This is a genomic window from Streptomyces sp. NPDC008001 (assembly GCF_042958085.1).
Lineage (GTDB): Bacteria > Actinomycetota > Actinomycetes > Streptomycetales > Streptomycetaceae > Streptomyces.
The window spans coordinates 507,002-521,531 of the sequence record NZ_JBIBIZ010000004.1; the positions used below are offsets into that span (position 1 = coordinate 507,002).

The 14,530-nt window shown below is 72.0% G+C and carries 12 protein-coding genes; 9 read left to right on the forward strand and 3 right to left on the reverse strand.

All coding sequences use genetic code 11. The features are described 5' to 3' along the window. Window positions 1-398 precede the first annotated feature (398 nt). The 9 genes from ACFZCD_RS13870 (at window position 399) to ACFZCD_RS13910 (ending at window position 12,199) form a co-directional block, all read left to right on the forward strand. Window positions 399-1,658, forward strand: coding sequence for a sensor histidine kinase (locus tag ACFZCD_RS13870; RefSeq protein ID WP_391830273.1), 1,260 nt, complete (start codon window positions 399-401; stop codon window positions 1,656-1,658). Then, window positions 1,624-2,349 (forward strand): response regulator, encoded by a 726-nt coding sequence (locus ACFZCD_RS13875; protein ID WP_391830275.1) that lies wholly within the window; start codon window positions 1,624-1,626, stop codon window positions 2,347-2,349. The genes ACFZCD_RS13870 and ACFZCD_RS13875 overlap by 35 nt, the downstream gene beginning before the upstream one ends. 248 nt (window positions 2,350-2,597) lie before the next feature. Further along, entirely contained in the window at window positions 2,598-4,532 is a 1,935-nt protein-coding gene (locus ACFZCD_RS13880) for an acyl-CoA dehydrogenase family protein (protein ID WP_391830277.1), read from the forward strand. A gap of 228 nt (window positions 4,533-4,760) precedes the next feature. After that, window positions 4,761-6,038 carry a 1-deoxy-D-xylulose-5-phosphate reductoisomerase gene (gene dxr / locus ACFZCD_RS13885; protein WP_391830279.1) on the forward strand — a complete coding sequence of 426 codons (1,278 nt, stop codon included), beginning with the start codon at window positions 4,761-4,763 and terminating at the stop codon, window positions 6,036-6,038. Beyond that, entirely contained in the window at window positions 6,035-7,336 is a 1,302-nt protein-coding gene (locus ACFZCD_RS13890) for a M50 family metallopeptidase (RefSeq protein WP_391830281.1), read from the forward strand. The genes dxr and ACFZCD_RS13890 overlap by 4 nt, the downstream gene beginning before the upstream one ends. Window positions 7,337-7,510: 174 nt before the next feature. After that, complete coding sequence (ispG, locus tag ACFZCD_RS13895) at window positions 7,511-8,668, forward strand: flavodoxin-dependent (E)-4-hydroxy-3-methylbut-2-enyl-diphosphate synthase (protein WP_391830283.1); 1,158 nt, start codon at window positions 7,511-7,513, stop codon at window positions 8,666-8,668. 210 nt (window positions 8,669-8,878) lie between these two features. Continuing rightward, the gene (locus ACFZCD_RS13900; protein ID WP_391830285.1) at window positions 8,879-9,724 is read left to right on the forward strand and encodes a GNAT family N-acetyltransferase; all 846 of its coding nucleotides are present in this window, start codon (window positions 8,879-8,881) and stop codon (window positions 9,722-9,724) included. 45 nt (window positions 9,725-9,769) lie between these two features. Next, window positions 9,770-10,303: a GNAT family N-acetyltransferase gene (locus ACFZCD_RS13905; RefSeq protein ID WP_391830287.1), complete on the forward strand. Its 534-nt coding sequence runs from the start codon at window positions 9,770-9,772 to the stop codon at window positions 10,301-10,303. Window positions 10,304-10,501: 198 nt separating this feature from the next. Continuing rightward, window positions 10,502-12,199 (forward strand): proline--tRNA ligase, encoded by a 1,698-nt coding sequence (locus tag ACFZCD_RS13910; protein WP_391830289.1) that lies wholly within the window; start codon window positions 10,502-10,504, stop codon window positions 12,197-12,199. A 111-nt stretch (window positions 12,200-12,310) separates the two neighbouring features. Here the strand turns inward: ACFZCD_RS13910 and ACFZCD_RS13915 are convergent, their stop codons facing one another. From ACFZCD_RS13915 to ACFZCD_RS13925, 3 genes are read right to left on the reverse strand one after another with little or no spacing between them, the layout of a single operon-like run. Next, entirely contained in the window at window positions 12,311-13,240 is a 930-nt protein-coding gene (locus ACFZCD_RS13915) for an aminoglycoside phosphotransferase family protein (RefSeq protein WP_391830291.1), read from the reverse strand. A gap of 29 nt (window positions 13,241-13,269) precedes the next feature. Beyond that, window positions 13,270-13,770 carry a ferritin-like domain-containing protein gene (locus ACFZCD_RS13920; RefSeq protein WP_391830293.1) on the reverse strand — a complete coding sequence of 167 codons (501 nt, stop codon included), beginning with the start codon at window positions 13,768-13,770 and terminating at the stop codon, window positions 13,270-13,272. Beyond that, entirely contained in the window at window positions 13,767-13,958 is a 192-nt protein-coding gene (locus tag ACFZCD_RS13925) for a hypothetical protein (RefSeq protein WP_391830295.1), read from the reverse strand. The genes ACFZCD_RS13920 and ACFZCD_RS13925 overlap by 4 nt, the downstream gene beginning before the upstream one ends. Window positions 13,959-14,530: the final 572 nt, after the last annotated feature.

The window sequence follows — 14,530 nt, forward strand, 5'->3', positions numbered from 1 at the left end:
GCCCGACACAGGCCCCGACTCGCCCCATGCCGCGGCATGAGGCGGATCCTGCTGCCGCCTCATGCCGCCTCATGCCGCCTCATGCCGACCGCGCCGCCTCATGCCGTCGCCCCCGTCGCCCCAGGCCCGCACAGTGCGCTCCGCAGCCCGTCGCCGGAGTACGGAGCGCACTGCGTTCCCCCGTGGATCCCCCGTTCCGCCGGCCGTTCCCCCGTGACCTGCTGTCGGCCGACTCCACCGACGGTACGGAGTGCCTGCGCGCCGGTCGTCCCGTAACGGGTGGAATTCCGCCCTCAACCCATGCGGTAGCCGCCCGGGATTCTCCAACCAGCGCCGTAGGCGGGACAGCCTCCGCCTGATCGATGCCGAGTCGTCACCAGGGCGGCTACGCTGCGGCGATGCGGACGGTTCGGGCGCTGGAAGGACATGTCGCGGGCTGGCCGAGGGCGGTGCTGGACGTGCCGTTGGCGCTGGGGTTCACCGTCGTGGCGCTACTGCTCGCCAGCGAGCGCCCGCCGGAGGGCTGGTACTGGGACCGGCCCAATGCTTTGGGCTACACGCTGATCTGCATCATCAATCTCCTCCTCGCCGCCCGCCGGTCCGCCCCAGTGGCGGTCTTCGCCGGTGCCACCGCTCTGTGGCTGTGGTACATCGCCGCCGGCTTCTGGCCGGTCGTCAACAGCGCGGCCCTGATGCTGGCGCTGTACACGGTCGCCTCCATGCGCCGTACAGCCCATGCCGCAGTCTGCGGCACCGTGTTCGCCGCGGTGTGGGTGCTGGGGGCACTGCTCGCTCGCAGCAACGACATCACGACGGCCGTTGCCCAGGCGCTCGTCGTGCCGTTCATCATGTGGAAGTTCGGGGACAACGCCCGCAAGCTGGCGGCCCGCAACCGCACCCTGTCCGAGCTGACCGAACAGCTCCGCCGTGAGCGCGAGGAGAACGCCCGCCGGGCCGTGGCCGAGGAGCGGGTCCGCATCGCGCGGGAACTGCACGACGTCGTGGCTCACCACATGTCGGTGATCTCGGTTCAGGCGGGCCTCGCGCACTACGTCTTCACCGCCGACCCCGGCACCGCCCGCGGCGCGCTCGGCACCATCTCGGCCGCCAGCGGCGAGGCCCTGGAAGAACTGCGCCGGCTCCTGGCCGTACTGCGCGTCGGCCCCGAGGGCGTCGGTGAGAACGCCGGAGAGGGCCCGTACCAGCCGACACCCGGCCTGGACCGGCTGGAGGACACGGCCGAGCGCGTACGAGCAGCCGGGGTGGAGGTAGAGCTGCGGATCGTGGGGGAGCGGCGGCCGCTCGCACAGGGGCCGGACCTATGCGCGTACCGCGTCGTCCAGGAGGCACTGACGAACGTCATCAAGCATGCCCGCCCCGCGCGGGCCACCGTCCACGTGGAGTACCTGCCGAACCAGTTGTCCGTCCGGGTCACCGACGACGGGCGGGGAAACGTTCCGGCCATCCCGGGACCGCCGGGCGGGCACGGGTTGATCGGCATGCGCGAGCGCGCCAGGATCTACGGGGGAACCCTGGCCGCCGGCCCGCGCGACGAGGGCGGGTTCGAGGTCCGGCTCACCCTTCCCTTGCAGCCGGCGGCGCACGGGAGAGGGACGGCGGGGGATGACGGGGAAGGCCGACGAGACGAAGGCGCCTGAGGCGGGCGGCACGGGGGACATACGCGTCCTCGTCGTGGACGACCAGGTGCTCATCCGCGCCGGCGTCGCCGCCCTGCTGCGTGCTGCACCCGGCATGGAGGTCGTCGCCGAGGCCTCGGGCGGCGAGGAGGCCGTGGCGCTCGCCGCCGTGCACCGGCCGGACGTGATCCTTATGGACATCCGGATGCCCGACCTCAGCGGCATCACCGCCACAGAACGCATCCTCCGCGACGCACCGCCCCCGGCGCCCCGTGTCCTGGTGCTGACCACCTTCGACCTCGACGAGTACGTGTACGCGGCCTTGCGGGCCGGCGCGGCAGGCTTCCTGCTGAAGGACGCGGGGCCGCAGCGGCTCCTGGCCGCCGTCACGGCGGTCGCAGGGGGCGACACCCTCTTCGCGCCGAGCGTCACACGCCGCCTCGTCGAGGCATTCACCCGTCGGGCGGATGCGGGCACCTCCGCCCTGTCCGGAACCGCTCTCGACGCGCTCACCGGCCGGGAGGTCGAGGTGCTCCGCCTCACCGCACGGGGCCTGTCCAACGCGGAGATCGCCGCCGAGCTCGTGATCAGCGAAGCCACCGTCAAGACCCATCTCAACCGCGCCATGGCCAAGCTCGGGCTGTGCAGCCGGGCCCAGGCGGTCGTCGTCGCCTACGAGAGCGGTCTGGTCACGCCGGGCACGGGTCACTGAGCGGCCCCGGGCCCCGGCCCCAGGCACCGGCTCCCTCAGGCCCTCCGCCTCAGCCTCCGCTGGTCCGGCCCCGCGCCTCATGCCTGCGGCCCCATGCCGCCTCGTGCCACCCCCGAGCCACCGCCGCGCCCCCGGGCTGGATCGTTGCGCGAGGTCTGGTAGATGCCGGGAGGATCGGGTACATACGGTCCAGTAGTACCGGTCGGTAGCCGACCGGGACGGCCCCGACTGAAGCGGCGAGGTGCCTCATGACCGCACCATCCGTACGACCGGTCTCCGAGCGCGAAGCACGCCAGGTCGCCGAAGCGGCCCGGGAACAGGACTGGAAGAAGCCCAGTTTCGCCAAGGAACTCTTCCTCGGCCGGTTCCGCCTCGATCTGATCCACCCGCACCCGTCCTCCGCCCTGGAGGACGTACGGCGAGGCGAGGAGTTCCTCGCCAAGCTCCGCGACTTCTGCGAGACGCGCATCGACCCCGCCCGCATCGAGCGCGAGGCGCGGATCCCGGACGAGACGGTGAACGGGCTCAAGGAGCTCGGAGCCCTCGGCATGAAGATCGACACCAAGTACGGGGGCCTGGGGCTCACCTCGGTCTACTACAACAAGGCCCTCGCCGTCGTCGGCTCGGTCAGTCCGGCCGTCGGCGCGCTGCTCTCCGCCCACCAGTCCATCGGAGTGCCCCAGCCGCTCAAGCTCTTCGGTACGCAGCAGCAGAAGGAAGCCTTCCTCCCGCGCTGCGCCCGTACCGACATCTCGGCCTTCCTCCTCACCGAACCCGACGTGGGGTCCGACCCCGCCCGTCTCGCCACCTCCGCGGTCCCCGACGGGGACGACTACATCCTCGACGGCGTCAAGCTCTGGACGACCAACGGCGTCGTCGCCGACCTGCTCGTCGTGATGGCCAGGGTGCCCAGGAGCGAAGGCCACAAGGGCGGCATCACGGCCTTCGTCGTGGAGGCCACGGCCGAGGGCGTCACCGTCGAGCACCGCAACGCCTTCATGGGTCTGCGCGGCATCGAGAACGGCGTCACGCGTTTCCACCGGGTGCGCGTCCCCGCCGCCAACCGCATCGGTCCGGAGGGCTCGGGGCTCAAGATCGCCCTGACGACGCTCAACACCGGCCGGCTGTCCATCCCCGCCATGTGCGTCGCCGGCGGCAAGTGGGCGCTGAAGATCGCCCGGGAGTGGTCCACGGCGCGCGAGCAGTGGGGAAAGCCCATCGCCAAGCACGAGGCGGTCGGCTCGAAGATCTCCTTCATCGCGGCGACCACCTTCGCCCTGGAGGCCATCCTCGACCTGTCGGGCCAGATGGCCGACGAGGACCGCAACGACATCCGGATCGAGGCCGCCCTGGCCAAGCTGTACGCCAGCGAAATGGCCTGGCTGATGACCGACGAACTCGTGCAGATCCGCGGTGGCCGGGGCTACGAGAGCGCCGCCTCGCTCGCGGCACGGGGCGAGCGCGCGGTGCCCGCCGAACAGATGCTGCGCGACGCCCGCATCAACCGCATCTTCGAAGGCTCCACGGAGATCATGCACCTGCTGATCGCCCGTGAGGCCGTGGACGCCCACCTCTCCGTCGCGGGCGACCTCATCGACCCCGAGAAGTCCCTGGGTGACAAGGCCCGCGCAGGCGCCCGCGCAGGGGGCTTCTACGCCCGCTGGCTGCCCAAGCTGGTCACCGGCCCGGGGCAGCTCCCGCGCACCTACGCCGAATTCCACCCCGCGGGCCACCGCGACCTCGCCACTCACCTGCGTTACGTGGAGCGCTCCTCGCGCAAACTCGCGCGCTCCACGTTCTACGCGATGTCGCGCTGGCAAGGCCGTATGGAGACCAAGCAGGGCTTCCTGGGCCGCATCGTCGACATCGGAGCGGAGCTCTTCGCGATGAGCGCGGCATGCGTCCGCGCGGAGCGGCAGCGCGCCGAGGGCGAGCACGGGGCGGAGGCGTACGAGCTCGCAGACGCCTTCTGCCGGCAGGCCCGTATCCGTACCGAGGAGCTCTTCGGGCGGCTGTGGACCAACACCGACGACCTCGACCGCAAGGTCGTCTCCGGCGTGATGTCCGGGTCGTACGAGTGGCTCGAGGCCGGCATCCTCGACCCCAGCGGCGACGGCCCCTGGATCGCGGACGCCACCCCCGGCCCTGCCAAGACGGACAACGTGCACCGCCCCATCCGCTGAGCTCTGCTGCCTCATGCTGGCGTGGCCCGCCCCATGCGGGCCTTGCCTGCCCCATGCGGTGTCTCCCGCCCCGTGCGGGCATTCCCCCGCCCCGTGCGGGACACCCGCCCCATACGGACGCCCCCGCCCCGTGCAGCCGGTCTTCCGCCCCATGCGGATGTCACCCACCGGCGGGCGGGCGGGGGCTCCCTGTCCGCCCTTCGTGCGGAAGAGGCAACAATGGAGCCCATGACGGACTCCCTTGCTGACCCGCACCTGCGCTACTCCGCCCCGACCCCCGCGGGCGGACCGCGCGAGATCGTGATCCTCGGGTCGACCGGCTCGGTCGGAACCCAGGCCATCGACCTCGTGCTCCGCAACCCCGACCGGTTCCGGGTGACCGGCCTGTCGGCCGCCGGCGGCCGCGTGGGGCTCCTCGCCGAGCAGGCGCGGCAGCTGCGGGTGCGCACCGTCGCCGTGGCCCGTACCGACACGGTGCCCGCGCTGCGCGAGGCGCTGGCGGCGCAGTACGGGGCGGAACCGCAGCCCGAGATCCTCGCGGGCCCCGAGGCGGCCACCGAGCTGGCGCGCAGCGAGTGCCACACCGTCCTGAACGGCATCACCGGCTCGATCGGCCTGGCGCCGACCCTGGCCGCCCTGGAGGCCGGCCGGACGCTCGCGCTGGCCAACAAGGAGTCGCTCATCGTCGGCGGCCCTCTGGTGAAGGCTCTCGCCAAGCCCGGGCAGATCATCCCCGTGGACTCCGAGCACGCCGCGCTCTTCCAGGCGCTGCTGGGCGGCACGCGCGCCGAGGTCCGCAAGCTGGTCGTCACGGCCTCGGGCGGGCCCTTCAGGGGCCGTACGAAGGCCGAGCTGGCCTCCGTGACCCCGCAGGACGCGCTGGCCCACCCGACCTGGTCCATGGGGCCGGTCATCACCATCAACTCCGCCACCCTCGTCAACAAGGGCCTCGAGGTGATCGAGGCCCACCTGCTGTACGACATCCCCTTCGAGCGCATCGAGGTCGTCGTCCACCCGCAGTCCTACGTCCACTCGATGGTGGAGTTCGTCGACGGCTCCACGCTGGCCCAGGCCACGCCGCCCGACATGCGCGGCCCCATCGCGATCGGCCTCGGCTGGCCGGAGCGGATCCCGGACGCGGCGCCCGCCTTCGACTGGTCCACGGCCTCCACCTGGGAGTTCTTCCCGCTCGACGACGATGCCTTCCCGTCCGTCGGGCTCGCCCGGCACGTCGGCGGCCTGGGCGGCACGGCGCCCGCCGTCTTCAACGCCGCCAACGAAGAGTGCGTCGATGCCTTCCTGGCGGGCGGGCTGCCGTTCAACGGGATTGTCGATACGGTCGCGGAGGTGGTGGCGGAACACGGAACGCCCACCACGGGAACCCGCCTCACCGTCGCGGACGTCTTGGAAGCGGAGGCCTGGGCACGCGCCCGGGCCCGTGAACTGGCAGCGCGGACGGCCCCGGCGGCCCGTACCGCGAAGGCGACCTCGGAGGCCCGCGCATGACAACCCTGATGACGGTCCTCGGGATAGTCGTCTTCGTGGTGGGCCTGCTCTTCTCGATCGCCTGGCACGAGCTGGGCCATCTGTCGACCGCGAAGCTCTTCGGCATCCGCGTGCCGCAGTACATGGTCGGTTTCGGGCCGACGATCTTCTCGCGGAAGAAGGGCGAGACCGAGTACGGGGTCAAGGCCATCCCGCTCGGCGGCTACATCCGCATGATCGGCATGTTCCCGCCCGGTGCGGACGGACGGATCACCGCCCGCTCCACCTCGCCGTGGCGCGGCATGATCGAGGACGCCCGTTCGGCCGCCTTCGAGGAGCTCCAGCCCGGTGACGACAGCCGGCTGTTCTACACGCGCAAGCCGTGGAAGCGCGTCATCGTGATGTTCGCCGGCCCGTTCATGAACCTCGTGCTGGCCGTCGCGATCTTCCTCGGCGTGATGATGTCCTTCGGGATCAGCACGCAGACGACGACGGTCTCGACCGTCTCCGAGTGCGTGGTCGCCGCCAGCGCCCCGACCGACAAGTGCGGCAAGGGCAACCCGGACTCCCCGGCCAAGGCCGCCGGCCTCAGGCCGCGCGACAAGATCGTGGCCTTCAACGGGCACCGTACGGCCGACTGGGCCACGCTCCAGAAGGAGATCCGCAAGACCACCGGCCCGGCGACCGTCACGGTCGAGCGCGACGGCGTCCGCAAGACCCTGAGCGCGAACCTCATCTCCAACCAGGTCCAGAAGTACGACAGCAAGGGCATGCCCATCAAGGGGCAGTACGTGACGGCCGGGTTCCTCGGTTTCGCGCCCGCCACGGGCGTCGTGCCGCAGACCTTTGGCCAGTCCGTCGACCGTATGGGCGACATGGTGCAGTCCGGCGTCGAGTCGCTGATCGCCCTGCCCGGCAAGATCCCGGACCTGTGGAACGCCGCGTTCGACGGCGGCGAGCGCAAGGCCGACTCCCCTATGGGTGTCGTGGGGGCGGCACGGGTCGGCGGCGAGGTGTTCAACCTCGACATCCCGCCGTCGCAGCAGATCGCGACCATGCTGTTCCTGGTCGCCGGCTTCAACCTCTCGCTGTTCCTGTTCAACATGCTGCCTCTGCTGCCGCTGGACGGCGGGCACATCGCCGGGGCGCTGTGGGAGTCCGTGCGGCGCACGTTCGCCAAGGTGTTCCGCCGCCCCGACCCGGGGCCGTTCGACGTCGCGAAGCTGATGCCGGTCGCCTATGTGGTGGCGGGAATCTTCATCTGCTTCACTCTCCTCGTCCTCATCGCGGACGTGGTGAACCCCGTGCGGCTCACCTAGCGCGGAGTGGGGACAAACACCCGTTTGTGGCGACCGGCCGGAGCTTGTGGCCGGTCGTCCGTGTTTGAGGGGCCTCCATGGTGGGATGTGCCTCGAACGGACCGGGTGCCGTAATCTCGAAGCGGAGCCCGCCGATCTCGGGACCTTGATTCACACCTTGGGGTTGCTCGCCACATGACTGCGATTTCGCTTGGAATGCCTTCCGTTCCGATCAAGCTCGCCGACCGCAGGGTCAGCCGCAAGATCCAGGTCGGCTCCGTGGCCGTCGGAGGCGACGCACCCGTCTCGGTGCAGTCGATGACGACGACGAGGACGTCGGACATCGGTGCCACGCTGCAGCAGATCGCGGAGTTGACGGCTTCGGGCTGCCAGATCGTGCGGGTGGCGTGTCCGACGCAGGACGATGCGGATGCGCTGCCGGTGATCGCGAAGAAGTCGCAGATCCCGGTGATCGCGGACATTCACTTCCAGCCGAAGTACGTGTTCGCCGCGATCGACGCGGGGTGTGCTGCGGTGCGGGTGAACCCGGGGAACATCAAGCAGTTCGACGACAAGGTCAAGGAGATCGCGAAGGCGGCCTCCGATGCGGGCACCCCGATCCGGATCGGTGTGAACGCGGGGTCGCTGGACCGGCGCCTGCTGCAGAAGTACGGCAAGGCGACGCCTGAGGCGCTGGTGGAGTCGGCGCTGTGGGAGGCGTCGCTGTTCGAGGAGCACGGCTTCCGCGACATCAAGATCTCGGTCAAGCACAACGATCCGGTGGTGATGGTCAATGCGTACCGTCTGCTGGCGGCGCAGTGCGACTACCCGCTGCATCTGGGCGTGACCGAGGCCGGCCCCGCCTTCCAGGGCACGATCAAGTCGGCCGTGGCCTTCGGCGCCCTGCTGTCGGAGGGCATCGGCGACACGATCCGGGTCTCGCTGTCGGCGCCGCCGGCGGAGGAGATCAAGGTCGGCATGCAGATCCTGGAGTCCCTGGGGCTGCGCCAGCGCCGGCTGGAGATCGTCTCCTGCCCGTCGTGCGGCCGTGCGCAGGTGGACGTGTACAAGCTCGCCGACCAGGTCAGCGCCGGTCTGGAGGGCATGGAGGTGCCGCTGCGGGTCGCGGTGATGGGCTGTGTGGTGAACGGCCCGGGCGAGGCGCGTGAGGCCGACCTGGGCGTGGCCTCGGGCAACGGCAAGGGGCAGATCTTCGTCAAGGGCGAGGTCATCAAGACCGTGCCGGAGTCGAAGATCGTGGAGACCCTCATCGAGGAAGCCCTGAAGATCGCCGAGCAGATGGAGAAGGACGGCGTCGCTTCCGGCGAGCCCGAGATCAGCGTCAGCGGCTGACCGCTCCGCCCGCGCCCCGTGCGCCCACGCATGACCGCCCCGTGCACCTCCGCACGGGGCAGTGCCCCGCCTCCCGTCCTGCACGGGGCGGGGCACCGCTGTTTCCTGCCTCATGCGGGCCGCGAGGGGGTACGCCGGAGGGCTGGGAGGTACAGTTCCAAGACCTGTTCTCATGGCCTCGGGCCCCGCGACGGTGAGGCAAAACCACACGTGCTGACGACGACCACCACCAAGGTCCTGGAGCCCGGCGACATCGAGGCCGCTCTCGCCGTCCTCGACCGTGATCCCGTCGCCAACGCCTTCGTCGCCGCCCGCGTCCACGTCGCGGGCCTCGACCCCTGGCGGCTGGGCGGTGAGATGTGGGGCTGGTACTCGGGCGGGCGCCTCGAATCCCTCTGCTACGCCGGTGCCAACCTCGTCCCCATCTGTGCGGGCCCCGAGGCCGTCGCGGCCTTCGCCGAGCGTGCGCGCCGCTCGGGGCGCCGCTGCTCGTCCATCGTCGGCCCCGCGGAGGCCACTGCCGCACTGTGGTCGCTCCTCGAGCCCCACTGGGGCCCCGCGCGCGAGGTCCGTGCCCACCAGCCCCTCATGGTCGCCCGCGCCATGCCGGCAGGCATCGAGCCCGACCCCCTCGTCCGCCGCATCCGCAAGGACGAGATAGACGTGGTCATGCCGGCCTGCGTGGCCATGTTCACCGAAGAGGTCGGGGTCTCCCCGCTCGCCGGCGACGGCGGCCTCCTCTACCAGGCCCGTGTCGCCGAGCTCGTCGGTTCCGGCCGCTCCTTCGCCCGCATCGAGGACGGCCAGGTCGTCTTCAAGGCGGAGATCGGCGCCGCCACCCCCCAGGCCTGCCAGATCCAGGGCGTCTGGGTCGCCCCCGAACACCGCGGCCGCGGCCTGTCCGTCACCGGCATGGCGGCCGTCCTGCGCTACGCCCTCGCCGAGGTGTCGCCCGTCGTCAGCCTTTACGTCAACGACTACAACACCGCCGCACGGGCCGCGTACCGGCGTGTGGGCTTCGAGGAGACCGGCGCGTTCATGAGCGTGCTGTTCTGAGCCGCCCGGCCCCCTGCGCGGCGAACGGACGGGTAGCCTCCCCGCATGGATGACATCGTGGTCGGTCCCCTCGACCTCGCCGCGCGGGTCGACGACGCGCTGGCCGTGCAGGCACTGGCCTTCGGGCTCACCGAGGAAGAGATCGCGGTACGGCGCCACATCGTGCTGCGCCACCTCGCTTCCCGCGGTGCCCGCGCCCTCGGGGCGACCACCCGCAGCGGGCGGCTCGTCGGCTTCGTCTACGGCATGCCGAACGACCGCGGCCACTGGTGGTCGGGGGTCGTCGAACCGTACCTGCGCGCCACCGGCGCCGACGGCTGGCTCGACGAGTCCTTCGTCATCACCGAACTGCACGTGCATCCCGGCTTCCAGAAACAAGGCATCGGCCGGTCCCTCATCACCACGATCACCGACAGCGCTGCCGAGCCCCGCTCCATCCTCTCGGCCATCGACACCGAATCCCCCGCCCGCGCCCTGTACCGCAAGCTCGGATACCGCGACTTGGCACGGCCCGTGCACTTTCCGAGCGCGCCGAGCCCGTACGTGGTGATGGGGGCGCCGCTGCCGCTGCTCGGCTGAGGGCCCCGGGAAAAGGAGGCTCTTCCGGGATCGTTGGAGTGTCCTACGGTTTGTGCGAGGCTGCAGCGTCTCTGTTGGGGTACCCAACGTTTGCGCATGGGGCGGCTGCCGCCACCGCCGCCGAGAACTCGTTTCAGGGGCGCCCCCGGCTCCCGCTAGGCTCCTGGCAATTCCCTACGCCTTGCCAGGAGACCGACCATGGCCCATGTCCAGCGCATGTCCGCGACGCTGCTGAAGACACTGCGCGACGACCCGGCCGACGCGGAGACCGCCAGTCACAAGCTGCTGGTCCGCGCCGGCTACGTCCGCCGCTCGTCCGCCGGTGTCTGGACCTGGCTGCCGCTCGGCAAGAAGGTGCTGGACAACGTCTCCCGCGTGGTGCGGGAGGAGATGGACGCCATCGGGGGCCAGGAGGTCCTGCTTCCTGCGCTGCTGCCCAAGGAGCCCTACGAGGCGAGCGGGCGCTGGGAGGAGTACGGCGACCTCCTCTTCCGCCTCAAGGACCGCAAGGGCGCGGACTACCTGCTGGGCCCCACCCATGAAGAGATCTTCACCCTCACCGTCAAGGACCAGTGCACGTCCTACAAGGACCTGCCCGTGATCCTCTACCAGATCCAGACGAAGTACCGGGACGAGGCCCGCCCCCGTTCCGGCGTGCTGCGCGGGCGCGAGTTCCAGATGAAGGACTCGTACTCCTTCGACACCACCGACGAAGGGCTCGCCGAGTCCTACCGCCTGCACCGCGAGGCGTACACGCGCATCTTCGAGCGTCTCGGCCTCGACTACCGCGTCGTCTCGGCCGTGTCGGGTGCCATGGGCGGCTCGGCGTCCGAGGAGTTCCTGGCGCCCGCCGCGGCGGGCGAGGACACCTTCGTGGACTGCCCCAAGTGCGACTACGCCGCCAACACGGAGGCCGTGACCGTCGTCGTGAGCCCCGCGGACCCCGCCGGGCACGGGGCCGTCGAGGAGCTCGACACGCCGGACACCCCCACCATCGAGACGCTCGCGGCCCACCTCGGCGTGCCGGCCTCCGCCACCCTGAAGAACCTCCTCGTCAAGGTCGACGGCGAGATCACCGCTGTCGGCGTGCCGGGGGACCGCGAGGTCGACCTGGGCAAGCTGGGGGAGCACCTGGCGCCCGCGGTCGTCGAGCTGGTCACCGCCGAGGACTTCGCGGACCGGCCCGACCTCGTACGGGGCTACGTCGGCCCGCAGGGCCTCGGCGTGCGCTACATCGCCGACCCGCGCGTGGCGCCCGGCACCGCGTGGATCACCGGCGCCAACAAGCCCGGCAAGCACGCCCGCAACGTGGTGTGCGGACGGGACTTCGAGGTCGACCAGTACCTCGACGTCGTCGTGGTCGAGCCGGGTGACCCCTGCCCCCGCTGCGGGGCGGGCCTGGAGATCGGGCGGGCGATCGAAATCGGCCACATCTTCCAGCTGGGCCGCAAGTACGCCGACGCGTTCGGCCTCGACGTCCTCGGGCAGAACGGCAAGCCGGTCCGCGTCACCATGGGCTCGTACGGCATCGGCGTCTCGCGCGCCGTGGCGGCCCTCGCGGAGCAGACGCACGACGAGTCCGGCCTGTGCTGGCCCCGGGAGGTCGCGCCCGCCGACGTCCACGTCGTCGCGGCCGGCAAGGCCGTCCAGACCGAACTCGCCCTGGAACTGGCGGACAAGCTGGGCGCGGCGGGTGTCCGCGTCCTCGTGGACGACCGCACCGGCGTCTCCCCGGGCGTGAAGTTCACCGACGCCGAACTGATCGGCATTCCGGCCATCCTGGTCGTCGGCCGTGGCGCGCCCCAGGGCATCGTCGAGCTGAAGGACCGCCGTACGGGCACCCGTGAGGAGCTGCCGGTCGCCGAGGCGATCGAGCGCCTCAGCGCGCTCAGCTGACGGACTGCAGAAAGGCGGCCGGGGCTCCGTGCCCCGGCCGCATGGGGCGGCCCCGTCCGGTCCGCATGGGGCAGCTCCAGCCCCGCCCCACGCCGCCGTCAGAGCATTTCCTCAGAGCATCCCCGCGAACTCCAGGAGGAGTTCGCCCCGTGCGCGGGCGCCGTGGGCGAGTTCGCGGACGCCCGCTTCCGCCGCGCGGAAGAGGGTCCAGTCGCGCAGGCGGTTGGGGTCGACGTCCAGGGCGTCGGCCAGCTTGGCCACCCGCCGGCGTGCGATCGCGGCGGCGCCGGGGGAGGCCATCAGGGTGTCGACGCGGTCCAGGGCGAGCCACGCCAGGTCGTAGGCGCGCTCGCCCACCAGCGGCCTGGGGCCCACGGCCAGCCACGGTGCACGGTCACCCGCCAGCACCTTCCCCTGCTGGTACTCGCCGTGCAGCAGGGACGGCTCCTCGCCGGAGCCGGCCGTCAGCGCGTCCCGCGCTTCCAGCGCCTCGTCGACGACGGTCCGTACGTCGGCCGCCCACGGCTCCTCGGACTGCTTTCGCAGCACCTCGGCGAGCCGGGCCGTGTGGTCGCCCACCGTCGTGAAGGAACGGCCCTCTGCGGGTCGTACCCACAGCCGTTGCAGCGTCGCGGTCGCTTCCAGGACGGCCTTCGCCTCCGCCAGGGACCGCAGGCTCACATCGGCCTGGAGCCGCTCCAGGAGGAGCGCACCCGCCGCGGGCTCGGCGCGCAGGACCCGCACCGCCCCCAGGCCGTTCCAGCGCGTGAGCGCCGCGTGCTCCGACTCGGCGTCCGCGCCCGGCTTCTGCAGCTTGAGCGCGGCGCCCGTGCCGTCCGGCAGGCGCACGAGGACGACCACGCTGCTCCGCCCGCCCGGCAGATGCACCCGCTCGGGCGTCAACTCCCAGCGCTCCGCGAACTCACTCACCCGCTCGGGCAGCGACGCCAGCCACTGCCGCTCCGCCCCGTCCGCCGGCCCGGAGCCCAGGGCCCGCACAAGCCGCTCCGGTGGCACGAAGCGGTCGTCGGCGTTGCTCATCCCTGTGCTGTCCTTTTCGTCCTTGCCGGTCAAGTGCGGTCCGGTGACACGCCGGGCGTGGCCGAAGCATTTCGCTCCGTGAGCCCAGGGAAGGCTACGCCGCCGCCGTGCCGCCAGCGCACGGCGCGTACCGCCGCCTCCTTCAGCGCACCGGCGGCCTCGCCCCGCAGGGCACCGCCGGCGGCGCCCACGAGGTCCGCGTACACCGCCGCGACGCGCGCTTCCAGTTCCGCCGCCAGCCGCACGGCGGCATCCGCGTCGTTGACGGCGAACGGCAGCGCGTACCCGGCGGCCGCGGCCTCCGGCACGCCGCCCAGGTCCCGCACGGCGCGGCTCATCGCGTCCCGCCGGGCCCGGTGCGCCGCGTACGCCTCGCGGGCCTCTGCCGCCCGCTCCTGCGCCGCACGCGCGCCGACCACCCCGTAGCCGTACACGGCCGCATGCTCGGCCGAGAGCGCGGCCTGGGCGGCCTGCAGGGCCCGGCGCGCGGCGGGGTCCTTCGGCGCGCGGGTACCGGCGGTCCCGGTCATGAGTCGCTCCCCAGCAGGTAGGCATGGGCCGCCCCCGCAGCTGCCACGGAGGCGAGCAGCCTGGCGAGTTCGGGCGGGGCGGAGCCGAGAGCCTTGGTGTGACTGTCCGCCGTGCGGCGCTCGGCGTCGGCCAGCGCCGCCAGGGCGTCCTTCTCGTCGCCCGGCACTCCGTCCGCATGGGGCGGCACAGAAGAATCCGCATGAGGCGGCGCAGAAGACGAACCGGAAGCCTGTGAAGCAGAAGACGAACCGGAAGCCTGCGGAGGAGAAGCGGAAGAACCCGAAGGAGCCGCCTCCGGCGCCCCATGCGGCTCCTCGCCCGCCGCCCCATGCGCCGCCCCGCCCCCCGGCGGCGCCGCCCCATGCGGCACGCCCGACGCCCCCCGCGCCGCGCCGAAAGCCTCCGCATGGCGCGCCACCTCCTCCCGCAACGGCCTCAGCCGCTCCGCGAGCCCCCCGTGCGCCGCGATCGTCGCGTCGTAGCGGGCCAGCAGCGCCGCCGAGTCGCGTCCCGCCGCGGCCCGCAGCCGCTCCTCGGGGGACGGCCCGGCAGCCGCCTTCGGGCCGCCGGCACAGCCGGTGAGCAACCCACCGGCCGCCGCGCTCAGCAGAGCCGCCGCGCCCCCTGCCAGTACCCTGCGTCGGGGCGGGCCGGCCGGGCCCCGCGTCGTCGTCGTGAACGCCACGTTCCTCTTTCCGCCGGTCCGGTCATGATCACCGCACGTGAGCGTACCGGCGCGCCACCCGGTGGCCGCGGACG